Below are 23,474 nucleotides of genomic sequence, written 5' to 3'. Positions count from 1 at the left end.
GTTTTTTTTGTATTTTGTTCTTAAAAAGGAACTAAATATGATTTGTCCGAAATGTGGTGAAAAGTACGAAGATGATATGCCTCGTTGCCTTTGGTGCGATGCTCCGAATCCGGATCATGCTGCTGTTATGGAACGTTTGAGGGCTGAAGAAAAAGCGGAACAGTTTACTTTACATGATAATTTGGAGGAACTAAAAGAAACCTCGGTAACGGCTTTTCATGAAATAAAAAATGCTTTGAATGAGAAGCCGTCAATAGTCCTTACAGAAGATTTTAAAGAAAAGTCAATGGAAGCAATGCCGAAAAAAAGAATTTCATTGACATTAGTGCTTAAGGAAATTCCGAAAATTTTGGTGTATGTCCTTATTGTTTTGCCTAATGTTGTCTTTTTGAATTTTTGGCTTGCAAAATTTTTTCAAACAGCATTCCCGTCCAATCCAATGCTTGGCTTTTTTGGAGCGGCATTACTATCTATTGCTCTTTGGTTAATTATAGTATTGCTATTTGTGAAAAAAAAATCTGATTTATATATCCGCATTTTAGTGTGGGTTAGCGAGTTTATGGTTGGTTTTACTGCTTTTGAAATAGTTAGGAAAATTTCAAATATGGTTTAAATGGTTTTGCTTGTATTTTTTTATTTTTCCAAGCGCAAAAAAAGGAATTATTATGGATAAGATTTATCGTTCTGGTATTGGTTTTGACGTTCACAAGCTGGTGGAAGGCCGTAAGTGCATTATCGGCGGCGTGGACATCCCGTACGAAAAGGGCTTGCTCGGCCACAGCGATGCCGATGTGCTTTTGCATGCGATTAGCGATGCTTTGCTCGGGGCTGCGGGTCTTGGCGACATCGGCACGTACTTCCCGGATACGGATCCGGCGTTCAAGGGCGCTGATAGCCTGGAACTTTTGCGCAAGGTTGGCGAAGAAGTCAAGAAGGCGGGCTACGAAATCATCAACATCGATAGCATCGTGATGTGCGAACGCCCGAAGGTGAACCCGCACAAGGAACAAATGAAGGCAAATATCGCTCGCGTGCTCGGTCTGGATGTGAAGCAGATTGGCATCAAGGGGACGACGACGGAAAAACTCGGCTTTACGGGTCGCGGCGAAGGCATTGCCAGCCAAGCTGTTGCGATGGTGCGCAGTCTGTAATTTTACTGGTGCTTTGACTTCGCTCAGGATGGCACGAGTGTATTCCCGACAAGGTTTTATTCCTGGTCGGGCTTTTTTTGTCCGTAATATATTTTGTATATTATAGCTTATAGGTAATTTGGCAGGAGTGTTTATGCACCAAAAGTTTTATACTGCGGTAGCCATGGGGGTTGCTGTTCTGGCTCAAGTTTCGTTTGCGGCGTGGAATGGCTCGGCGAGGGTGCCGAAAGTTGTGACCGAGAATGGTCAAAAATTTTATGAAATCACATCCCCTGAAGAATTGATTGGCTTCCTGGATTCGGTAACTACAGCGAATACAGGCAAAGAGAATATCAAGGCTTATTTGAAAAATGATATTGTTTTTGGTGCCGATACATCCAAGCTTAGTGATAAAAGATGGAAAAATCGCGATCGAGAAGAATATTTTGTAGGCGATTTCGATGGCCGTGGGCATACGGTCTATGGCGTAAATGCAGAACATGCTTTGTTTGGCTTGGTCGGCACGAGTGCGGGTTCTGTTCACGATTTTAATGTGGCGAATAGCTCGTTCGGTAGTGATTCGGCGGTGTCTGCAGCTGCGATTGCGGAACATTTGCATGCCCGCATCTGGAACGTGAATGTTTATAATACGGATGTCCGGGCGCTTTATTATGCGGGTGGCATTGCGGCCTACATGTCGAGCGTTTCTGAAGATGACGGACGTTATGCCATGATTCTCAATAGCAATGTTGTTGGCGGTTCTGTTAGTGCCAATGGTTACGTGGGCGGTATTGCAGGTTTTGCTGCAGGGCGAATCTTGGGCAGTACTAATTCAGCTCGTGTTTACTTTGCGAATGATTCGCTGAAAGAGAATGACCCTAATAGCGATGTCTACATTGGCGGTATTGCAGGTTACTCTAAAACGGGTCGTGGTACGGCTATCGCAAGTTGCGTCAACCATGGCGATGTTGAAATTGAATCTCCGTATATGCAGACGTATGCGGGTGGCATTGCGGGCTCTGTTCTTGGAAACATGGAAAATCTCCAGAACTATGGAAAAGTTACGGCTAAGGTGCTCTTTGCATCAGATACTGCAAAATCTTTTTGGTCTTCGATTGCTGTTGTCGGTGGCATTGCGGGGGCGCACTTGCTGCATGTGGATCAGTCTAGCGACAATCGCGATTTCTTGAATGCAGGGAATGTGCTTGGTGTTCTTGACAACAGGATTGAAAAGGGCAAACTCATGGTCGGCGGTATTGTGGGCGAGTCCGATAAGGCGAGCCTCACGAATGCGCTTAATCGTGGCTCTGTTACGGCTTATGGCTTTGGCAAGTTGACCGAAACGTATGTTGGTGGTGCTATTGGTTGGACCGAATTGCATGTTTACTCGAATGGCTTGACTAAACTCAGAAATCGCGGTGACGTCTATGGTAGTGGAACGTTCCGTACGCATGTGGGCGGTGTCGTCGGTTCGATGGAAGGACCTTTCTTGAAGGAACCGGGATTGCGCCAGTCGTTTAACTATGGCGATGTGACGGGTGTTGTTGCCGATACGTCGAGTGAATCCGAAGCTTTGAACGTGGGCGGTATTGCCGGATACTGCAACGCTGTCGTGGTTAGCGATGTCTACAACCGTGGAAAACTTTTAGCGAATGGCAAGCTTTCTTATGGCGATAGCTATGTTGGCGGTATCTTGGGACTCAGCCGCTATCCGTCCGCTTATGTGGCAAATGCGTATAGCGCGTCTCCGAGTCTTAAGGGTGATTCTGTGGGCGGTGTCGTTGGTTATGCTCTTGATATCGATGCTCCGCGTAATACTTACTTTGACAAGACTCTTGCTGGTGTTAAGGCGGCGGGCAAAAACTACAATGAAATAGATTATCCGGAGAGCGAAAAGAAAACTTCTGAATTGCAAAGCGATGAGATGCTTGCTCTCTTGAATACGGAAGCGGGCGCCGTTGCGGACCGCAAATTGTGGGTGCGCCGTGGCGGGTATCCGGTGCTTTCGTTTGATAGCTTGTACAAAAATGATTCGATTTACTTTGATGTACAACAATATGCGTTCCCAGCATCGAAGGTTGTAGATGATACTGTCGTTTACACGATTTCGACGGCGGACGAACTCTCGACTTTGCTTGAAGCGGGTACGTCTTTTGGCTACAAGAAGTTCAAGGTCCAGTTATCAAACGATATCGTGATGGGGGAGGATTCTGTGCACCTTTCGATGCGCAAGACCTCTATCGATACGAGCGGTCGTTGCTTTAAGATGAATTTTGATGGTCAGAATCACACGATTTATGGACTCAACATGACGCGTGCGATGTTCTTCTGCGTGGATACGAATTCGATTGTTGAAAACTTGACGATTGCGAATAGCCGTTTTGAAAACGATTATGGAACATCTGCGGCTGCGGTTGCAATTAAGAATGGCGGTTGCATTAGGAACGTGACGGTCCGCAAAAGCCTTGTGCGTGGCGGAGAATCTGTCGGTGGAATCGTGGCTTACAATCAGGGCATGTCGTATGGCGTTCTGATGAATTCCAAGAACGAGAATACGACTGTTATTTCTATGAATATTGCTGGTGGTATTGCTGGCGAATCTTATGGCGTGCTACAAAATTTGAACAATTCGGGTCGCGTTTACGGACGCGTTGCTGGCGGTATTGTGGGCTATGCCTATAAGGTTTCTAATGGCGATCCGGCGTATGTTGGTAAAAATACCAATTCGGGCATGGTTCTTGTTTCCGGGGAAAGTTCTGTTTCGGGTGGCGGCATTGCAGGTTACTCGCATAAGGCGACGGTAAGCAGCGTGTTCAATACGGGCTTGGTGGAAGGAGCTTCTGTGGCGGGGATCCTCTCTGTGGGTGGTATTATCGGTAGCCATGATTCGACGAGGGTTACGGATAGCGGTAACTGGGGACGCGTGCATGCACTTTCTGGAAAGACGGTTTACGCCGGTGGTATAGAAGGTCGTGCTTACGGGTATATCTATTACGTTCCGGCTCAGAAGATATATTCTGTGACAACTTCAGTGTCCAATTTGTTTAACTACGGTCCGGTAACGGTGAAGGTGGCTGCTGAGGAGGCTTATGCTGGCGGTATTGTCGGTAAGAGCAAGGGTGTTGTATTGCAGACCGTTTATAATAGGGGCGAAATTAAGAACGAGTCTCCGAAATCGGTAACGGGCGGGTTCATTGCTACAATGGATACTTCTATTATTTCGAATGCATATTCGTATGTGGATGTTTTGTCGGGGGATAAAGTTGCCAATGTGGCTTATGAAGTGACGGGCTCTAACGACTTGTCTGATATTTTCTATGGCGCAAATTTTGCGGATTATCAGGCTTTGGGGGCTGTGGCAGAAAATGCAATTCGTCGTGACACTTTGATTAAGGCGCTGAACTTTGAAAAGATGAAGTTTGCGTCAATTTCGCAGGAATCCTCGAGATACTTGTCGAACCCGTGGGTGGATAACGGATGCTTGCCGGTATTTGCTTACGATACGACCTCGGCTTGTGCAGAATCGGTGGTGAAGGATTCTTTTGGCGATTCGGATGAGCCGTATGTTGTGGGCTATAAGGAAACGGTTGTGCTTGCTGAGGCGGGCTCGGGTAGTGGCGAAGGTCCCGTGGCGATTCCGACTCCGGTGATGGCGAAGGTTGCTCCGTTGAATGTCCAGGTGGTTGCCCGTGACATTGCGGTTTCGGGGCTTTCTGAAAATCGACCGGTGCTCGTGATGGATATGCAGGGACGCTTGGTGAAGTCCGTCCGTGCGCATGGTCCGTCGGTGAATATTGCGGTCCCGAGGGCAGGGCGCTACATCGTCCGCAGTGGCTCGCTGGCAAGAATTGTGACTGTAAGGTAGTGCTGGATTGCTTAGATGGAGATGCCCGTTTGGTGGCGGGCATGACAAGAAGCATCCTACTAAAAATGTAAGCTTCCCCCCTTTGACGAATCAGAGGGGGATTTCTATTTTTTATATAGTTCTAAAAACAAAAAACAACTACGTTTCGAATCCGGACTAGCTGAAAGGCAGCGACGATGACCCCGGTAAGAGGCGCTTCTATAGGATTGACCTATGACTCTTATGATTCTCAAGATGATCGGTTGCCTTGCTCTCCTCATGTTTGGCATGAAGACGATGAGTGAAGGCTTGCAAAAGCTTACTGGTGGACATCTCCGTACTGTTCTTGGAACTATGACCAAGCATAGGCTTGGAGGACTTCTTACGGGTACTGCCGTTACTGCTGCTGTGCAGTCTTCGACTGCGACTACCGTCATGACTGTTAGTTTTGTGAATGCTGGCTTGCTTACTCTTAAGCAGGCCATTCCTGTTATTATGGGCGCAAATATCGGTACGACGGCAACGGCTTGGCTCATGTCCATCTTCGGATTCCAGTTCAACATGAGCAGCGTGGTGTGGCCGTTCTTTGCGCTTGGCATTGTGCTAACCTACGTCCGCAAAAACAGTGTCAAGAGCTTTGGCGAATTTGTGTTCGGCTTCTCGTTTATGTTCCTCGGGCTCACGACGCTCCGTGAAAACGCGGTGGCGATGGACCTTTCGCATAACCAGACGATTATTGATTTCTTTGCCTCGACGGGCGGCTACGGCATCTGGAGCACGCTTTTGTTCTTGCTCCTGGGCGGTATCCTTACGATGTGCGTGCAGTCTTCGGCGGCTATCATGGCGATTACGCTTATTCTTTGCTCTAGTGGCGTGCTCCCGATTTACCAGGGAATTGCGCTTGTGATGGGCGAAAACATCGGTACGACGGTGACCTCGAACCTGGCGGCGCTATCGGCAAGTACGCAGGCTAGGCGCGCGGCTTTGGCGCACATGCTCTTCAACGTGTTCGGTGTGGTGTGGGTGCTGATTTTGTTCCACCCGTTTGTGAACATGGTTTGCCATTTTGTTGGCTTTGACCCTAATTTTGTGCCGCAGACTCAAGAAGAAATTGCCCATGCAAGTGTGCGTGTGACGTATGCACTTTCTGGATTCCACACGGCATTTAACCTGTGCAACGTGCTCTTGTTGATTTGGTTCATTAAGCCGATGGAAAATCTCATTTGCAAGATTATCAAGGAAAAGGACGACGGCGAAGATTTCCGTATCAAGTTTATCAGCGGTGGCCTCATGAGTACGGCAGAACTTTCGCTCTTTGAAGCCCGCAAGGAAATTAACGTTTTTGCAGAACGCACTCTCAAGATGTTCCGCTTCTTGCCGGACCTCCTCAAGATGAAAAATGAAGAGGACTTTGTAAAGCTGTTCGCCCGCATCGAAAAGTACGAAGGTATCAGCGACAGATTTGAAATTGAAATTGGTGAATACTTGAACAAGGTCAGCGGCGGTCGCTTGAGTATCGAAAGTAAGACGATGTTGCAGTGCATGCAGAAGGAAATTTCTGAAATCGAAAGTATCGGCGATGCTTGCTACAACATGGCTCGCGCCATCAACCGCAAGTTCCATCTTGAGGAAGATTTTACCGAGGAACAGTACAGCCGCATAGAAAACATGATGAAACTTTGCGACCAGGCGCTAGTGCAGATGGTGGATGTTATCGAGGACAAGCCGCATACGAAGGCTTCGAATACGATGACGCTTGAATTTGAAATCAACGATTACCGCAAGATGCTCAAGGACTTGAATATCGAAGATATCAATGCGCAGCGCTACAGCTACCAGATTGGCGTGCATTACATGGATGTGGTGAACGACTGCGAAAAGCTGGGGGACTACGTGGTGAACGTCGTCGAAGCGCACGTGAACCACAGATTGCTCGGAAAGTAATCGGAATGGAGCCGCAGGGAATGCGGCTCTTTCAATATTTTTATATTTGCAATTTAGTAGGTGACCTTGGCCCTTTTTAGGGGCGAAAAATGGAGGGCTATATGAAAAAAATCATGGCGTTGGTTTTTGCCTTGTTCTTTGCGGTAGCAAATGCCGCTGAAACTTACGTGGCTTCGGAAAAGATCACGCAACAGGTTCTGTCAGGGGAACTTACCCAGACCGTGTATGCTGGCGATGAAATTAAGCCGATTACGATTCTATATGAAAATACTGGCCTTGCCGAAAATGTTGTTCCAGAATATTCATCGACGAACTTTTTGGAAAATTTTGGATTGTCGAAAAGGTGGACTAAGGGGCCCGCTTGTGAAATTGCGGGAGAGATGAGGGATGATATTTCCGCTGGTACGTACACTGCATTTATCGTCGTCCGGGACAATGAAGGCAAGTTCGCCAAGACAGAGTTCGAGTTCACTGTGCTGGAAAAAGAAGAAACGTTGTCTTTAAAATGGAATAAAAGTAGCGGTGACGTGAATCAGGAAGTCACTGCGGGTAAGTCTATTACACCTATCGTTTTCGATTACGAGGGAATAACAAGTTATAGCGTGAGTGGACTCCCGTCTGGACTTGTAAAGAATATTGATGAAAAAAAACATAAAATCATGATTGTCGGCTCTGTAAATAGCGATGTAATGTCTGGTGATTATGAATACAAAGTCACTGTTAAGAACGACCAAGGCGATGAAAAGAGCATGTCGGGAACGATTGTTGTGAAAAGTGGCAAGGCTCGCACATCAATAAAACTTGTTAGTGAAAAAGCAAGACAGGAAGTCCTGGCGGGCAATGAGATTGAGCCTGTCGTGTTCGAATTTGCAAATGTTCGTGACGATGAAAGTTTATCTTCATTTAAGTTCGAAGGATCGTTAAAAGGATCGTTTGCGTATAGTGTAGAAGGAAATAAGCTCACGTGCAGTGGAACTGTCGATGAGAATTTGAAGGGTGGATTATACACGATAAGAGTTATTGCAATTGGTGAAAATAACAATGATACCGCTTTTGCAAACGTTGATGTGATTCATAAGTCTGTCGTGACGAGTGTATCTGTTGTTGAAAATGAAACGCAGACGGTGACCGCCGGCGATTCGATCGAACCGATTGTTTTCAAGGTAGAACATGGCTCTAATCTTGAGCTTACGAATTTCCCGGGTGGTTACGGGCTTAAAAAAGATGGTAATACGGTGACTATTACAGGGCTGGTTGAAGAAAATGCTAAGGGTCCGTATGAAGTTGTGCTTACAGTCACTGGTGCCGACAACAATGCGAGTGCCAAGGCGACGATTAATGTAGCAGCTGGGGTTATGTCGTTCGATGTTATTGAAGGTAGCGATAATCAAACGGTTGTTGCTGGCCAAGAGATTGTTCCGATAGTTTATCAGTACAACCATGTGAAACTTATTAATGGTAAAAAAATCCTTGCTGATTTGAAAGTGGAACAAGATAAAGAAAAAAAGCAAGTTAAGATTTATGGAACTGTGGATCCTGAAATGGCGGCCTATGAATACGTTTATTGGTTCGAACTGACGGATTATTATGGAGAAACAAAGACTGTAACGGGCAAGATTAATGTCGTTGCATCTATTGACGATATTTCGTCTTCGTCGAGTTCGGCAACGAGTAGTAGCTCTGCCGTGCAGTCCAGCTCTAGCGTTGTGGCATCTTCGAGCTCGGAGGCGACATCTTCAAGTTCTGCAAAGTCTAGCAGCTCTGTCGAAGAATCTAGTTCCAGTGTGAAGTCTTCAAGCTCTAGCAAAAAGGATGATAAATCGTCCTCCAGCTCGGTTAAGTCTAGCGATTCGAAGTCTTCGTCTAGTTCAGCAAAGACTCAGTCTTCTAGCTCCGGCAAGAATGACAAGTCCTCTTCAAGTTCCGCGAAGTCCAGCAGTTCTGCCGTGCAGTCCAGCTCTAGCGAAAAGGCCGAATCCTCTTCGAGCGAAAAGACTACTAAGATTGTGACGGTGGCGATGAACGGCGTGAAGTTTGGCTATGCAAACAATGCGCTGACGATTGCGGTGCCCACATCTTCGATGGTGCGTGTGCAAGTGTTCGACTTGACCGGTCATTTGGTCGAAACGTTTGCAGAATCTGTGAATGGCGCAAAGAGCATTAGTCTCGCTCATTTGAACCGAGGCAATTATCTGGTGCGAGTCGAAAGCAATAGCATGGTTCGTACCGCAAGAATTGCCGTGAAATAAAGACTTGGCAATGCAAAAAAGGCTCCGCAGTGGCGGAGCCTTTTTACATGCGAGACTTGGACTGGATTCTTCGCGGCTATTCGCTGCTCAGAATGACGTAGAAGCCGAGAGTAGCGAGAATGCTTGCATAATAGTCGAAGTTAGAAGCGAGTATAGCAAGGCCGCAGACCCCGAAGCCGTATATAAATACGGCGAGTGGGTCGAGAACGTCGCTAGACGACGCTTCTAACGAGACTACGGGCGTGCGGCGAGTTCCTCGGGCGACCTCATGAGAATATCCCAGTCGCCGCGCTTGATGATTTTATAGGCATAGCCCTGTTCCGTGAGGAACAGTTGGCGGTTCATGGCGAATTCCTGTTCCTTGGAGTCCTGCGTCACGATGCTGTAGAAGTGTGCTGCACCGCCGTCGCTCTTCGGGCGCAACACGCGGCCGAGGCGCTGGGCTTCTTCCTGACGGCTTCCGAACGTACCCGAAATCTGGATAAGTACGTTGGCGTCCGGCAAGTCGATAGCGAAGTTACCGACCTTCGAAACCATGAGGTTCTTCTGCGCGCCCGAACGGAATGCTCCGTAGAGCTTTTCGCGTTCCTTGTTCGGAGTCTTGCCGGTAATGAGCGGAATCTGCAAGTCTTCGGAGAGCGCTTCGAGCTGGTCGATGTACTGGCCGATGATGAGTACGCGGTCATCCGGCTTGCTGAAGTACTTGAGCAAGCGTTCGACAATGTCCGTCTTTTCGGGGTTCGTGCTCGCAAGCGTAATCTTGTCGCGCACCGGAGCAAGAGCGTACTTCATCTTGAGTTCCGGATCCATCGGGATGCGGATTTCGTTACAGTCGGCAGTTGCAATCCAGCCTTGTGCTTCCAAGATGCGCCACGGAATATCGAACTTTTTCGGGCCAATCAAGCTGAACACTTCGGTTTCTTTGTGGTCTTCACGGACGAGCGTTGCCGTAAGGCCCAAGCGGCGAGTGGCCTGCATTTCGGTACTCAGGCGGAACACCGGAGCCGGGAGCAAGTGGACTTCGTCGTAAATCATGAGGCCCCACTTTTCCTGGCTGAAAAGCGGGAAGTTTGCAAGTTCCTTCTTGACCTCTTCTTCGGTCATTTCTGGTTCCTTGCCTTCCTTGTTTTCTTCGCCCTTCTTGGCGCGCTTGCGCTGCGTCAAAATCTGGTAAGTGGCAACCGTCACTGGACCGATTTCCTTGACTTCACCGGAGTATTCCTTGACCTGGTCGAGCGTGAGGTTTGTCTTGTCGCAGATTTCGCGGATCCACTGGCGGGAAGACGAAATGTTCGGAGTCAAAATCAAAGTTTTAGTTTGTACCAAAGCCATCGTGGCAAGGCCAATCACAGTCTTACCGGAACCGCAGGGGAGAACGATCACACCGGAACCGCCCTTTTCGCTACCGCTGGCGTAGAACACCTGTGCGGCGTCCTTCTGGTAATCGCGGAGCTTGAACGGCTTGCCGGAAACGGTTGTTTCGCGGAGCTGGATGGGGAGCGGGTCGCCAACGGTATAACCAGCCAAGTCTTCGACCGGGAAACCTGCGTTGGTAAGGACCATCTTCAAGTGACCACGGCGTTCCGGGTCAACAACGACGTGCGTGTCGTCAATGTGCTCGATAATAAAAGGTTCAACGTCCTTGAGCTTGCAAATTTCAAGGAACATTAATTTATCATCAGATTCCATCAACAAGCGGTCGTCTTCTTTTTTCAAACGAAGTAAACCGTAACGAGCCATGTAGTCTTCGATTTCGGTCACGACGGTCGGCGGCACGGGGTAACGGCTCTGGCTGTCCAAGCGTTCGAGGACTTCGGGAGCGCGCAGGCCTGTTGCGGCGGCGTTCCACAAGCTCAAATGAGAAATCTTATAAGTGTGCAGATGCTCCGGGCTTTTGACAAGCTCTGTAAAAGGAGCGATTGCATCACGTGCGGTAGTGTAATTAGGATTATCGACCTCGACCATAATTTCGAGGTTACTTTGTACAATGATTGCGCCATTCGGATTCATAGAGCGACAAATTTAGTTATTTAGGGCGCATTTCGCAAGACTCGCATTTTTGCTGAAAATCTTACAAAAAGGCTCTGGTATATAAAAGGAGAATCCCTCCCCATACGCGGATCATGACTACTAAGCAGCAGAGCTGCAAGTAGTCAAAGAGCTCGGAGGCGGGAATGACATGAAAAAAACTCCCCGGACTTGTGTCCGAGGAGTCTTTCGAGCCGCCCAGCAGATTTGAACTGCCGACCTGCTGATTACGAATCAGCTGCTCTACCAGCTGAGCTAGAGCGGCGAGCGAAGACAAAGATAGTAAAACAATGATTTCTTGTCAAGATTTACTGACAACCTTTATTTTTTTTTCTATGATTGGTCTACGAGAAAATTTTAAACATGGAAGCTTAACATATGGCTAACGAATCTAATAACAATAATTCTGAACTTAAAGCGTTCTTTGTCCACCATGGCACCAAGATCGCTGTAGCGTTTGTCGTCCTCTTCGCAATTATTGCTGGCATTGTCCAGTATAAGGAAGCTCGCAAGGTCGCTGCTGCCGAACAGAGCGAACTTATCGGCGTGGGTCTTACCTATCTCTATGCGAACGAAAAGGATAGCGCTCTCGTGGAATTCGAAGGCAAGATTGCTTCTGGCAAGCTTGAAGGTCTTGCTCTCGCTAAGGCATCCCTCCTCGCTGGTAACATCAAGTTCGAAAAGAAGGACTTTGATGGTGCTGCTCTCCTCTTCCAGAATGCTCTTGACAACGCTGGTTCCGTGGCTCTCGTCCGTTCGGCTGCCATGCATGGTCTTGCCGCTGTGAAGATGGAAAAGGGTGACTTCTCCGCTGCTGCAAACTTCCTCGAAAAGTACATTGCTGAATACGGCAAGCGCACTGGCGACAAGGAAGACCGCTATCAGAAGGACGAACCGGCTGACGAGGTCCCGATGGTTGCAGATGCCATGTGGAAGCTCACTCTCGTGTACCAGCAGCTTGGTGCAAGCGACAAGGCTAAGGCTACTGCCGAACGTCTCCTCCAGATTTATGGCGACAACCGCGCTTTTGCTGACAAGGCTCGCAAGTTCCTCGCCGCTCTCTAATCGCTGATTTTTTTGAATTTTGGCTCGTCTCCGTTTTGGGGACGGGCTTTTTTTATTGATTTCTCATCATAAAAATCAATTTACAAACGGGCGCGCTTTTAAAGAGTATATTGGTATTATACACAACCTAAAATGGGAGGGTGCACCATGAAAATGTTTTTATGGTCTTTAACAATGATTTTTTTGTCATTGTTATTCACTGCATGTGGAGATTCCCCGGAAAAGTTTGTGAACGATGTGGTTGATAGCGGAATCAAGTGCGAAACGCACGAGTACGACGAGGCGAAGTGCGATCAGCTCGCTGTAGAATTTCGTACGCGCAATCACAATTTTACTGAAGAAGAACAGAAACGCATCCAGAAACAGGTCGTTGAAAAGTTCTTTATTGAATTGAAAAAGCTAAACGACAAGAATGCAAAAGCTGTGCCTACGCTGTAGGCCTGTTGTTAAAGGGCTAATGCCCAGCCTACGGCGAACAATGCGTAGTAGGCGAGGACTCCAAAGATGTCGGCGGCTGTAGTAGGCGCTCCCCAGCGGAGCGTCTTTTTTGTGGGGATGAATCCGCAAAGCAGGCCCGCTATAAAACCGTAAAAGTGACCGAGGATGTCTGCGTTTTCGCCAAGACCGAGGAATACGGCAAGCGAGGCGGCGCCGCAGAGCGGCGCAAAGCGACGGAGCATGCCGTGCGTTTCGCGCGGCATGAGACGGAACTCGATGACGGCGAGGCAACCGATGGTTGCAAAAACGAAGCCGGAAAAGCCGAGCGAACGGAAGCTTGTTTGCACGGTAAGCGCTACGAAGAAGTTGGCAACGGCACTGGCGACCGCTAGGAAAGGCACGAGCTTTGCAAGTGGGATGCGGTAGTGCAATAGGCTCAAAGCGAGAAATCCCGATACGAGGTTACTCCCGAGATGGCGGCTGTCGGCATGGAGCGTCATGGCTGTAATCGTGCGCCACCATTCTCCGCGTAGAATTTTGGAGGCATCGGCAATGCCTGAATTGTGCATTTGAACGGAGATGTCAGAAAAATCTAAGAGCGTGCAAATGATGGGAATGGCAAGCACCCAGAGCGGGTGTAGCGTAAGCTTTAGCGGGAGGGGCGGATTCTCGTCGAGCGGTGGATTTTCGTGGTGGTAAAGACGAATTTGGAATTGTGCCATGCGGCGTTTTTCGGGCTCCACAAAAATCTGGAACGGACCTTCTTCGGAGCGTTCGATGCGGTGCGTAATGCCTTGCGACAAAAGCACGAGACTCTCGTCGCGGATTTGCCTGAAACCGCCTTCGCTCACGCGGACATCGGGCAGAATTTGTTGCTGTTCTTCGGACGGCGCGGATTGCTCGGCGCTTTGTTCAGTCGAAGGCTGTGTTGGCTGTGAAAAATCGATGCTTTGTACAATTGAAGGTTGCGCGGACTCTTGATTTGCAGAGGTTGAGCGCGATTCTTCGGCGGATGGCCTGCGGCGAATCATGGGCGACATAAAGTGTGGCATGGCAACCTTCCTGATTTTTGGAAACTTTTCCTTAAATGCAAACTCCGTGCCAAAAAAGGAAATTTACCTCAAACAAACCCAGAGAGCTAAAATTAGCTCAAATAGATTCGCTATCTATTCAAAAGATAACATACAAACGTTTCAAAAACAAATACTTAAGGACTTTTTTGAAACGCTGTCAGAGCAACTTTGCTGCCGAGGTGAGGGCGAACTTGCCGGTTGCCGTTTCACATTCGGCGCGGACGTAGGCAAAGCCGAGTGTCGCGACCGGAATGTCGGCGTGGTCGGGAGTCGCGATGAGGCTCCCGATCATGACTTCTTCTTCGGGGGCGAGCTTGCCGTTTGGCTGTATGCGGCGACCGTAAATGCGGACGTAGCGGAAACCGCCGCCGGTTTCTTTGTTGCTGCGGGCATGGAACGTGATACCGTTGTTGTCGCGTTCCCACCAGAGGGCCGGACCGTCCGTGATGTAGCAGTTGTCTGCGGCGAACGCTGTGTTGATGGTGGCGAGGGTGAGTGGGGACTTTTGTTTTGCTCCACTCTCATCTAGTTTAATCACCGTTCTTACATTTCCGAAAGTATGCGCACGGGTGTGCTTGAGCGAAATGAGCGGTAAGTCAACGGCGGTCATGCTGTTCAAATCACCGTGGGCGTCGTTCCCGCCGATGGGGAGCAGGTAATTGCCTTTGCCTAATTCATTTATCCAAAATTCTCTGCCAAGCTTGAATCCTTCATCGCGGATGCCGTTCCAGAATTGCAGTCCGCGAATAGAGTGCTTGTTTTTCAACTGCAAATCTTCGGGCTTCCAGTAACCGCGACGGAACACGAACTTTTCCAACATTCCCATTTGCTGGAACGGGTGCGCTGCGAAGCAGTGCGCTTCGGTCATGTTCAGGATTTGCTTGATGCTACGCGTTGGTCTGTTTTCAAGCCAATAGCGGCCGCAGTCGCCGAGCCCCGGGAGGTAACCTTCGGGGGCGAGGACAGTCATGTGTACATTCTCGCCTTTGCTGTTCCCGGCAGATACTTCTTCGCCTGCGAGCATGAGCGGCATGTCGTTGCCGTTTTCATCTTTCTTTGGGAGCGCTGCAATCTCTTCGCGCAATTTCTGGAATCTCGGTACAGGCGAGTCCGCTTCCTTGGTGTAATCTTCTTGTGTGAATGCAAAGTCGTAGGCGTGGTCCGTGCAGCTTACAAAGTCGAGCCCGACCGCTTTGGCGGCGAGCTGCAAAACTTCTGGTATGGCGCCGTATTCCACATGGTCTGCGGAGTAGTGCGTGTGACAGTGCATTTCGCCCGCGGCGTAGCCGGGGGCGATGGGCGGCATCTCGTTCAGGACTTTAAAGCGGAGCGGAACATGCTTGAGTCTTGGCAAGTTCCAGCGCTCAAACGTTTGCGATTTGCCTTCGCGTTCGACGGTCAATTTGCAATGGGCTTCGTATGTGCCTGTCGGAATTTTCCCAAGCGCAAGCGGAATGAATTTCATCTGTTCGCGGACTTCGATATTCAATTCTTTGCAAATGACGATGTCCGGCTGCGGCGCGTCTTGTAATTGCAACGCATCTTGTTGCGTTTCTTGTGCCTGCGCTTTTAAAACGATTTCCGCACTTTTTATGATTGTCGGGAAATGGTCTGCATCGCGCACGACAATCCAGAGGTAAGGTTCGATGCCTGGCACAAACTGGAACGGCGCATCGAAAATAATTTCGGGCCACGGCTTGTAAAGGAGCGACCAGGGTAGCTTGAACTTAAAATGCGTTTCTGCATAACGCAATTTTTCCCCCGGCCAAAAACTCATCAGTCACCTTTTGATTTTACGTTTGCAGGATCCGCGCTCTTTTTAGGCGCGTCTTGTGGTGCGGGCGCATTTTTCGGCGCATTTTCCGGAGCCGTACCAACAGAAGCTTTCATGACGCTCGTATCGATTTTTGCGGAATCTTGTGCAGCTGTTGAATCTTGCACTGCAGTTTTCCGTGAATCTGCAATTCCGGCGGAGTCTTGCACTGCGGATGTATCACGAACTACGCTCGTATCAATCTTTGCGCTATCCTGTGCGGCGACATTCACTGAATCGACCTTCACAGAATCTTTTTTCGTATCGTCGATAAATTTGACTTTGGGTTTCTTGTCTCCATCGTCATCGTCGTCGTCATCTTCATCGTCTTTGGGTTCCGGCTTGTTCCAGAAACCAAAAGAACCTCTGATTTGCAACTGAATTCCACCCAAGTTCCACTTTGCTTTTTCTTCCGGACCGTTCGGGACGATGTCCGAGAACTTCTTGTCCGACTTCACCGAAATGGAATTGAACCCAATATCGCCATAGAGTTTAAAGTTTTTCCAGCTTGCAAAAAGGTAACCCACGCTTACGCCAAAGCCTGCTCCAAGGAGTGGAGTTTCTGCACCGAGGTAACCCCAGGTCGTGTAGATTTCTGTGCCCGGTAACACCCAGTACCAACGGACGGCTATGCTAAAGAGCCCGCCCGTGCTGAGCGTGATGAAGTTCTTGGGGAGTGCCAAGCGGTATTCGAGGAACAGCGGAATGCCTTGCAGCGTGTATTCGTAACTGTGGGTGCCGCTCCTGCGGTCGGTCAAGACGACTGATTCATTGTCGTAGATAAATCCGATGCCCGCGCTTAAAAATTGGTCTTCCATGAATTGCCACTGGATACCTGCCGTAATCGGGAAGCAGAAGTTCACTTTTTGGAAATCCTGCTTGGCGACGTTTAGCGTTTCGGCGCTGGTAACGGCTTCTGCCCTAAATCCGTAATAAATGGTATCGATGGCTTCTTGGAAGTATTTTCGTTCTTCAAAGCTGATGAACGAAATCGACGGCTGTACAAATACAGAAAGGATGGAATTGTCGTGATCCAGTTTTTCTTCACTTGCAGCAAAGGCATTTGCAGAGAACAGCAAAGATGCCAAAAGTGAAAATATCTTTCCGGATTTCGATTTCATCCTGTTGCCTTATTCAGCCAGTTTCTTTTCTTCTTTCTGGAGGCGCTTCTTTTCAGATTCTTTCTTCAGGCGCTTTTCGTAGGATTCTTCGGCGCTAGCGATTTTGGCTTCAGCCTTTTTCACGCGCTTTTGAATGTCCTGATCATCGCTGGCTTCGTTCTGGGCGATGGCGAGGTACTGCCTTGCCGGTTCAAACTGGTCGAGGTCCGTGTAAGCGTCGGAGATGAGGAAGAGTACTTCCTGGCGGCGTTTTGCCTTGGGGTACGTTTCCAAAAATTCCTTGAAGTAGATGACGGCTGCCTGCGGCTTTTCCATGCGCAAGTAGAGGCGGCCCGTCTGGAATTCCTTTTCGGCAACGCGGTCGACGAGGAGGTTGTAGTAGTAGTTGACGGAGTCGCGGAGCGGGGTTTCCGGGTGGTTTGCCAAGTAGCGTTCAAAATCCTTCATGGCGGTTGTCGTGTTGGATTCGTCGCGGTCAATCTTGTATTCCATGTTGAACGAAGAGACTGCCTTGCGGAATTCGGCGGTTTCAGCAAACGGAGAACCCGGGAAGTTTACGATAAAGCTTCCGTATTCGCCACGGGCTTCAATCCACTGCTCCAGGTTGAAACGGCTTTCGGCAAGCAAGAACTGGGCTTGTTCCATGTATCCGGAACCGGCGCAGGTAGAAAGGATTTCTTCGAGTTTTTCGGTGGCTCTGCCGTATTTTTTTGCCTTGTAGAGTTCTTCGGCGGCTTCGTAGCGCGTTTTGCACCATTCCGTGTGGGTCATTTTTTTGTTGGAGGTCGAAGAACAACCCATCACAGTTGCCATATAAAGGAAAAAAGGAACGAACAGGGTATACTTGAAAACTTTTTTCATTTTTTTTCTTTGGTTAATTCTAACTTTCACGCTGTAAAGTAGAAAAAAACGACTCTAGAGAAAAATGATTTTAGTCCGCTATGTCTTGAAAGAGCTAATTGCCCCTTTTTTGGCGTCGCTCTTTGGCATTACTTTTTTGTTTGTAGTTGACTTTTTGGTCAAAATCTTGGACAATGTGTTGTCCAAGGGCTTGCCTACATCTACAGTTCTTGAAATTTTTGTGCTCAACTTGGCGTGGATGCTTTCGCTGTCGATCCCGATGGCGGTGCTTGTCGCAAGCCTCATGACGTTTGGTCGTATGTCTGGCGACCAGGAAATTACGGCGGTCAAGGCAGCAGGCATATCGCCTTTGTCGCTGATGCGCCCGGTGTTGCTTGTGGCGCTGCTTCTCTCGGTCTTGATGGTCGTGTTCAATAACTGGGTGCTCCCGGAGGCAAACCATAGGTCTGTGGAACTCATGAATGCGGTGTCGCGCAAGAAACCGCACGTGTTTATTGATGCCGGGCGCCTGATTACGCAGTTCCCCGGCGTGCAACTTTGGGTAAACCGAATTGACCCCGTGTCGGGAACCTTGTACGGGATCCAGATTTTCGAAATGGAAAAGAAGGGCGCTCCGCGTATTGTCTATGCCGATAGCGCCTCGATGGACTATGTGGACAACGGTGCGACTCTCATGCTTAGGCTTCGCAGTGGTGAAACGCATCTCGTTGATCCGGATGATGCCGATAACTACTTCCGCATCCGATTCTTCTCGCAGGATCTTGCGATGCAGAATGTGGATGACCGCTTGGAACGCCGCAGCCGCAGTTACCGCAGTGACCGCGAAATGCCTGTCGAAATGATGTGGGACGTGGTGACGGAAGCCCGTAAGAACTACGATACGGCAGCAGTGCAAGCCAAGACCCGCCGCTTGCCGACTCTCCTTCGCATCCGTGATTTTGTCGATGGCGATAGTGTTCTCTCGGCTGACGTCAAGGGACTTCCTTTGGGCGATTCGATGCAGATTGTGCAGAGCCTCCGTAAAGTTCGCGTGCAGGAAACGGCTTCGCTTCGTGCCACAGAACGTGCCTGGGGGCGCATGGAAGGCGAACTCAAGCGTGCCGCCCAGTACATGGTTGAAATCCACAAAAAGTTCAGCACCGCTTTTGCATGCTTTGTGTTCGTGCTGATCGGCGCTCCGCTTGGAATCATGGCGCGCAAGGGTGGCATTGGCACAGGCATTCTCTATAGCCTTGCGTTCTTTGTCATCTACTGGATTTGCCTTATCGGTGGCGAAAACCTTGCCGACCGCCTGGTGGTCTCTCCGGAACTTGCCATGTGGATTTCGAATATCATTATCGGCATATTCGGCATATTCCTGACGCGTGCGATGATTCGCGACCGCTTCTCGGGCGATTCCAAAATTTCCCGCTTCTTTAGGAAGATTGGTCGATTCTTTGGTAAAATCACGAAGAGGTTCGGATGAAATTTTCAAGATACCTTATCTGGAATTTTTTGAAGATGTTCCTCATCGTGGTCTGCGGTGCAGTCCTTATCTTTGTGGTAATTGACTTTGTCGGTAATATCAAGACCTGGTCAGCCCGAGAGATGAAGGCGGTGACCGATTACTACTTGAGCTACCTTCCGTATATTTTGTACTTGATTACCCCGGTCGCTCTGTTTATTGCGGTCCTAGCATCGGTGGGCAATATGGCACGCCACCTCGAAATGTGTGCGATGCAGAGCTCGGGCCAAAGTCCGTTCAAGACGCTAATGCCGATATTCTTCTTGGGCATCCTCATGTCGATTGGCTCGTACGAAATGAGTGAACATTGGCTCCCGGATGCTAACCACAAACGCTTTGAAATCATGGAAACCAACGCGCAAAAGCGTAAGAACCCGCGCATCAAGGAAAAACAGGACTTTACGTTTATTGATAGCGAAAAGAATAGCTGGTTCTTCAAGCATTACTCGGGCAAAAGTAAAGTCGGGCGAGATGTGGTTCTCCTGATCCGCGAGCAAGGGCGTCTGGTCGAACGTTACGATGTTCGTGCCATCCGCTGGATCGTAAAAGATTCTGTGACCGGTGATGGATTCTGGAGGTTCGAAAACGGGTTCCACCGCAAGTTCAAAAAGGATGGTTCCGTTCAGGTTTTCCCGGTCCGTTTTGCAAATATGAAGGGCAAGGTCAGCACGCACCCGAATGACTTGATTAACGAAAGGCAGCTTGCCGACGAAATGGACTCCAAGATGGTCAAGGCTCGTATCGATGTGCTTCGCCGTTCAGGTGAAGATACCCGTGCGATGGAGACGGCGCTCCAGTTTAAGTATTCCGCACACTGGATGAACCTGATTGTCCTTTTGATAGGGGCTGCGCTTTGCCACCGGTATAGCCGTTCTGGGGGGCTCTCCCAGAAATTTGGTGTTGGCTTGTTGCTTGTTTTTAGCTATTATATTCTAGAGAGGATTGGACTTAAAATGGGTGAAAACGGGGCTCTGTCGCCGTTCTGGGCGGCGTGGAACAGTCACTTTATTTATGCCAGTCTCGCATTTGTCATGTTATATAGATCATTCCGCTTGTAGAGGGTTGTATGTCCGTATCTGAGATATTGTTTGTTGTCGCTGGTGCGTTAATAGGTCTTGCTTTTCAGGGGGGCATGTTTCTTTTCCTTACCCCCTTTGCTGTCGTTGCGTTTTCACTTGCCATCATGAACCGTCCGAGTCTCCCGAATGGCACGACTGTTATTCCTGTGATCAAGAACAAGCGTTCGACGGCGCTTACTCCGGTTGTGTCTCCGGATATTCGTAACGAGTTTACGAACGATGTCAAGATGGATACCAATGAACCGAATTCCTCGCTCCGTGTGAACCAGATCTGGTCCCGTGCTAATGCGGATGTCGACAAGGCGTTTGGCGATATGTTGCGTTGCCTCAAGGTGTTGATGCCGCAGGCTAACACGATTACGATTTTTACGAATGGCGGTAGTGCAACCGAGTTCCGTTTGAGAACGTTCCAGAGCGATATCCCGAACTGTATCGATACGGGGGCTAAGATTACCGAGAACATGGGTATCTTGAGCCAGCTTTTGCGCCCGGAAGTCTCTCGCATTTTGGAAGGCGATTTGCTTGTCGGCAAGCGCCTCCCGTACTACATTGAAAATCGAATGATCCGCTCCTTGGTCGGTGTGCCGCTCTTGGACCGCGAAGAACGCCGCTTGGGAATCATCTTGGTGGACTCCTTGCACCCGAATGCGTTTACTGCTGCAGAAGCCCAGGCTCTTACGTTCATTTCGCATGCGATGTACATGGTCAGTTTCAAGAGCTATGCCTCGGCGCAGAACTACATCGAACAGCAACAGTTCAGTACGCTTTACCGCTACCAGCGCAAGTTCTTCCAGACGATGACGGTCAAGGATATTTACAAGCAGATGTTCGAATACGTGAAGGAAAATATCCCGTTTGACCGCTTGACGATTCTCGCTATGGATAGGCTGGATGAAGGTGTCGGTCGTGTGGTCTACTGCGTGGGTGTGGATTCCGAGCAGTTTGCCAATAAGAAATTTACGTTGTCCGATAAGGGCATCTTTGTTCTTGCTCTCATGAGGAACCGTCCGGTGTTCCGTTCGTTTACGTCGGGATATACCGATTACGTGCCTCGTTTGAACGATTCTGAAAAGCGCAATATGGAATTGCGTCAGTTGTTTGTAATGCCGGTGGCTTCGGAACCCGAAGCGAAAACGGCTGAACTTGCTATTTGCCTTGAAAGCCGTTACACGAACCGCTATCAGGATCACGAAAAGAAACTCCTCAAGGCATTTGCGGGTGTCGCAGGCTTTGCTTACGCCCGTGCCCGTCAGGTTGAAAAGGACAAGGACCTTGCTACACGCGACGGCCTTACTGGGCTCATGAACCACCGCTCTCTGCAAGAGACGCTGCGCACCGAAAAGATTCGCGCTGACCGCAAGAAGTATAATATTGGCGTCTTGATGATGGACATTGACCACTTCAAGAACGTGAACGATACGTATGGACACCCGGTTGGTGACGAAGTCATCAAGGGTATTGCTACGGCGATTAGCGGTGAAATCCGCAAGGAAATTGATGTCGTGGCTCGCTATGGCGGCGAAGAATTTGTGGTGGCGCTTATCGATACGACTCCGGAAGGCATGATTGAAACGGCAGAACGCATCCGCAAGGCGGTGGGCAAGCTCGAATTCAACGTGCACTTGACGGACCCGCTCCGCGTGACGGTTAGCATTGGCGCCTTCCTTGTGGAACCGGAATTTACGGACATGAAGAAGGCGGTGAACAATGCCGACCAGGCGCTCTACAAGGCGAAGGATGGCGGCCGCAATCAGGTCGTGCGTTTTGAAACCGTAGAATCTGAAGCCGTAACGGCGTAGTTTATGTTCACAGCTCTCGATTGGATTGTCTTAGTCGCTTACTTGCTCTTATCCTTGGCGATTGGGCTCTGGGTTTCTCGTGGCAACAAAAACCTCAAGGAATACATGTTCGGCGGCGGTTCGATGCCGTGGGTGGCTGTGGGGATTAGCCTCATTGCGACTTCCGTGAGTGCAACGACGTTTCTTGGCGCGCCTGCCGATGTCTTCGGCGATGACATGACTTTTTTGATGTTCCAGATCGGTGCGCTCCTTAGCATTTTTGTGGTGGGCTTTGTGTTTATCCCGAGGCTCCGCTCGTCGGGCATTTCGAGCGCTTATGAACTTTTCGAAGTGCGTTTTGGGAGCCGCTCGGTGCGCCGCTTGGCTGCGATTTTTTACTGCTTGCATTTGCTTTTGCGTACGGGCATTTTGCTTTACGCGCCTTCGCTTGTGCTTGCACAGATTTTGCACATTGACTTGAAACTTGCAATTATCGTCTCGGCGGCGATTGCCATTTTCTACACGTGGTTTGGCGGCATCAAGGCGGTCATCTGGACCGACGTGATGCAATTCTGCGTGTTCTTTGGCGGTGGCGTGCTTGTGCTTTTGATTATCGCAAGTCAGGTGGGTGGCTTTGGCGAAATGGCGACACTCGCTAGCGAAGCGGGCAAAACGCGCTGGTGGAATCCGTCGATGGACATTTCTGATGCACGCACGCTCATCTCGGCGGGTTTTGCGTATGCGATTCTCGAAATAGCCATTCGCGGTTGCGACCAGCAGTTTGTTCAGCGCTACCTCAGCTGCAAGGATGTGAAGGCGGCGAACCGCTCGAGCGTACTTTCGATGGTGCTTGGCTGCGCCGTTTCGATTCTCTTTTACTGGGTCGGAGCCGCGCTCTTTGTCTTTTACAAAAAGGCTCAGGTCGCTACGCTTCCGGAAAACCTTGGTCAAAATGACGTGTTCCCGTATTTCATCGTGAACGGCCTTCCGTCTGGTGTGACGGGCTTGATTGTCGCCGCCATTTGCGCGGCTGCGATGAGTAGCCTTTCTAGTGCCATCAATTCTCTCAGCAATACGTCCGAGCGCGACTTCCTTGGTTGGGGCGAATCGACGGGAATGGGCGGGCTTAAGCGTGCAAAAATCTGGACGGTTGTCTGGGGCGTGCTCGGCGTGTTCTTTGCGCTCTTTGCAGCAACGCAGCAGGGAAGCCTCCTCAAGAACGCCATCTTCTTTACGGGACTTTTCACGGGACCGCTTCTTGGCATGTTTCTCCTTGCGTTCTTTGCCGACAAAATTTTTGGAGCCGCTGAAAAAGCGTTACGCGCGTGGGTTGTGATTGTCGCCGTGCTTTGCGGCATGGCTAGCCTCGTTTTGTTCCAGGGAATCCCTGCGTTTGGCGTGAAAGCCGTATTCGACGGCGTCTTTAGCTGGCCGTGGTTGCCCTTCATCAGCATGACCACCACCATCGTCGTAGCGCTTGTCGTGAACTTCGTGGCGAATGCTGTTTGCGCAAAACGCAAATAAGAATGGATTAATCGCGTCATCCT

Annotated in this window: 16 protein-coding genes and 1 tRNA gene; 11 read left to right on the top strand and 6 right to left on the bottom strand. The window is 49.4% G+C overall.

Annotated elements, in window-relative coordinates:
* Positions 1-37: 37 nt before the first annotated feature.
* The 5 genes from B9Y77_RS06855 to B9Y77_RS06835 all read left to right on the top strand — a co-directional run bounded on the left by B9Y77_RS06855 (position 38) and on the right by B9Y77_RS06835 (position 9,167).
* Positions 38-613 (top strand): hypothetical protein, encoded by a 576-nt coding sequence (locus tag B9Y77_RS06855; protein ID WP_139829270.1) that lies wholly within the window; start codon positions 38-40, stop codon positions 611-613.
* A gap of 52 nt (positions 614-665) precedes the next feature.
* The gene (gene ispF / locus B9Y77_RS06850) at positions 666-1,151 is read left to right on the top strand and encodes a 2-C-methyl-D-erythritol 2,4-cyclodiphosphate synthase (RefSeq protein WP_073423378.1); all 486 of its coding nucleotides are present in this window, start codon (positions 666-668) and stop codon (positions 1,149-1,151) included.
* 133 nt (positions 1,152-1,284) lie between these two features.
* Positions 1,285-4,995 carry a peptidase A26 gene (locus B9Y77_RS06845; protein ID WP_085490959.1) on the top strand — a complete coding sequence of 1,237 codons (3,711 nt, stop codon included), beginning with the start codon at positions 1,285-1,287 and terminating at the stop codon, positions 4,993-4,995.
* A 213-nt stretch (positions 4,996-5,208) separates the two neighbouring features.
* On the top strand, positions 5,209-6,918 hold the full coding sequence (locus tag B9Y77_RS06840) for a Na/Pi cotransporter family protein (protein WP_085490958.1): 1,710 nt from the start codon (positions 5,209-5,211) through the stop codon (positions 6,916-6,918).
* Between the two features lie 101 nt (positions 6,919-7,019).
* Positions 7,020-9,167, top strand: coding sequence for a T9SS type A sorting domain-containing protein (locus tag B9Y77_RS06835; RefSeq protein WP_254899950.1), 2,148 nt, complete (start codon positions 7,020-7,022; stop codon positions 9,165-9,167).
* Positions 9,168-9,401: 234 nt separating this feature from the next.
* Here B9Y77_RS06835 and B9Y77_RS06825 read toward each other — a convergent pair whose 3' ends face one another.
* Positions 9,402-11,177, bottom strand: a complete 1,776-nt coding sequence (locus B9Y77_RS06825; protein ID WP_085490956.1) for a DNA repair helicase XPB — start codon at positions 11,175-11,177, stop codon at positions 9,402-9,404.
* A gap of 210 nt (positions 11,178-11,387) precedes the next feature.
* Positions 11,388-11,460, bottom strand: a tRNA-Thr gene (locus B9Y77_RS06820).
* A 113-nt stretch (positions 11,461-11,573) separates the two neighbouring features.
* Here B9Y77_RS06820 and B9Y77_RS06815 point away from each other — a divergent pair.
* Positions 11,574-12,260 carry a tetratricopeptide repeat protein gene (locus tag B9Y77_RS06815; protein WP_085490955.1) on the top strand — a complete coding sequence of 229 codons (687 nt, stop codon included), beginning with the start codon at positions 11,574-11,576 and terminating at the stop codon, positions 12,258-12,260.
* 189 nt (positions 12,261-12,449) lie between these two features.
* Entirely contained in the window at positions 12,450-12,698 is a 249-nt protein-coding gene (locus B9Y77_RS06810; protein ID WP_254899949.1) for a hypothetical protein, read from the top strand.
* 8 nt (positions 12,699-12,706) lie between these two features.
* Here the strand turns inward: B9Y77_RS06810 and B9Y77_RS06805 are convergent, their stop codons facing one another.
* From B9Y77_RS06805 to bamD, 4 genes are all read right to left on the bottom strand, one after another.
* On the bottom strand, positions 12,707-13,750 hold the full coding sequence (locus tag B9Y77_RS06805; RefSeq protein WP_085490953.1) for a rhomboid family intramembrane serine protease: 1,044 nt from the start codon (positions 13,748-13,750) through the stop codon (positions 12,707-12,709).
* 178 nt (positions 13,751-13,928) lie between these two features.
* Entirely contained in the window at positions 13,929-15,548 is a 1,620-nt protein-coding gene (locus tag B9Y77_RS06800) for a CehA/McbA family metallohydrolase domain-containing protein (protein ID WP_085490952.1), read from the bottom strand.
* A complete protein-coding gene (locus B9Y77_RS06795; RefSeq protein WP_254899948.1) occupies positions 15,548-16,672 on the bottom strand; it encodes a hypothetical protein in 1,125 nt (374 codons plus the stop codon). The genes B9Y77_RS06800 and B9Y77_RS06795 overlap by 1 nt, the downstream gene beginning before the upstream one ends.
* A 42-nt stretch (positions 16,673-16,714) precedes the next feature.
* Positions 16,715-17,566 carry an outer membrane protein assembly factor BamD gene (gene bamD / locus B9Y77_RS06790; protein ID WP_073423367.1) on the bottom strand — a complete coding sequence of 284 codons (852 nt, stop codon included), beginning with the start codon at positions 17,564-17,566 and terminating at the stop codon, positions 16,715-16,717.
* A 64-nt stretch (positions 17,567-17,630) separates the two neighbouring features.
* Between bamD and B9Y77_RS06785 the strand changes: the two genes are divergently transcribed.
* The 4 genes from B9Y77_RS06785 to B9Y77_RS06770 all read left to right on the top strand — a co-directional run bounded on the left by B9Y77_RS06785 (position 17,631) and on the right by B9Y77_RS06770 (position 23,451).
* On the top strand, positions 17,631-19,031 hold the full coding sequence (locus B9Y77_RS06785; protein WP_073423366.1) for an LptF/LptG family permease: 1,401 nt from the start codon (positions 17,631-17,633) through the stop codon (positions 19,029-19,031).
* Entirely contained in the window at positions 19,028-20,128 is a 1,101-nt protein-coding gene (locus B9Y77_RS06780) for an LptF/LptG family permease (RefSeq protein WP_085490950.1), read from the top strand. Before B9Y77_RS06785 ends, B9Y77_RS06780 begins: the two co-directional genes overlap by 4 nt.
* A gap of 74 nt (positions 20,129-20,202) precedes the next feature.
* On the top strand, positions 20,203-21,948 hold the full coding sequence (locus B9Y77_RS06775; RefSeq protein ID WP_254899947.1) for a sensor domain-containing diguanylate cyclase: 1,746 nt from the start codon (positions 20,203-20,205) through the stop codon (positions 21,946-21,948).
* A gap of 3 nt (positions 21,949-21,951) precedes the next feature.
* A complete protein-coding gene (locus B9Y77_RS06770) occupies positions 21,952-23,451 on the top strand; it encodes a sodium:solute symporter (protein WP_085490949.1) in 1,500 nt (499 codons plus the stop codon).
* Positions 23,452-23,474 lie beyond the last annotated feature (23 nt).

Origin of the sequence: Fibrobacter sp. UWB13, assembly GCF_900177805.1 — a bacterium.
Classification (GTDB): Bacteria; Fibrobacterota; Fibrobacteria; order Fibrobacterales; family Fibrobacteraceae; genus Fibrobacter.
This window is presented reverse-complemented; position numbering and strand designations above follow the sequence as displayed.

Excerpts from the sequence above, each read along its gene's own strand:
- B9Y77_RS06845 (WP_085490959.1), top strand. The coding sequence starts at position 1,285 with ATGCACCAAAAGTTTTATACTGCGGTAGCCATGGGGGTTGCTGTTCTG.
- ispF (WP_073423378.1), top strand. The coding sequence starts at position 666 with ATGGATAAGATTTATCGTTCTGGTATTGGTTTTGACGTTCACAAGCTG.
- B9Y77_RS06825 (WP_085490956.1), bottom strand. The coding sequence starts at position 11,177 with ATGAATCCGAATGGCGCAATCATTGTACAAAGTAACCTCGAAATTATG.
- B9Y77_RS06785 (WP_073423366.1), top strand. The coding sequence starts at position 17,631 with ATGATTTTAGTCCGCTATGTCTTGAAAGAGCTAATTGCCCCTTTTTTG.
- B9Y77_RS06805 (WP_085490953.1), bottom strand. The coding sequence starts at position 13,750 with ATGCCACACTTTATGTCGCCCATGATTCGCCGCAGGCCATCCGCCGAA.
- B9Y77_RS06780 (WP_085490950.1), top strand. The coding sequence starts at position 19,028 with ATGAAATTTTCAAGATACCTTATCTGGAATTTTTTGAAGATGTTCCTC.
- B9Y77_RS06800 (WP_085490952.1), bottom strand. The coding sequence starts at position 15,548 with ATGAGTTTTTGGCCGGGGGAAAAATTGCGTTATGCAGAAACGCATTTT.
- bamD (WP_073423367.1), bottom strand. The coding sequence starts at position 17,566 with ATGAAAAAAGTTTTCAAGTATACCCTGTTCGTTCCTTTTTTCCTTTAT.
- B9Y77_RS06775 (WP_254899947.1), top strand. The coding sequence starts at position 20,203 with ATGTTTCTTTTCCTTACCCCCTTTGCTGTCGTTGCGTTTTCACTTGCC.
- B9Y77_RS06840 (WP_085490958.1), top strand. The coding sequence starts at position 5,209 with ATGACTCTTATGATTCTCAAGATGATCGGTTGCCTTGCTCTCCTCATG.
- B9Y77_RS06835 (WP_254899950.1), top strand. The coding sequence starts at position 7,020 with ATGAAAAAAATCATGGCGTTGGTTTTTGCCTTGTTCTTTGCGGTAGCA.
- B9Y77_RS06815 (WP_085490955.1), top strand. The coding sequence starts at position 11,574 with ATGGCTAACGAATCTAATAACAATAATTCTGAACTTAAAGCGTTCTTT.
- B9Y77_RS06855 (WP_139829270.1), top strand. The coding sequence starts at position 38 with ATGATTTGTCCGAAATGTGGTGAAAAGTACGAAGATGATATGCCTCGT.
- B9Y77_RS06770 (WP_085490949.1), top strand. The coding sequence starts at position 21,952 with ATGTTCACAGCTCTCGATTGGATTGTCTTAGTCGCTTACTTGCTCTTA.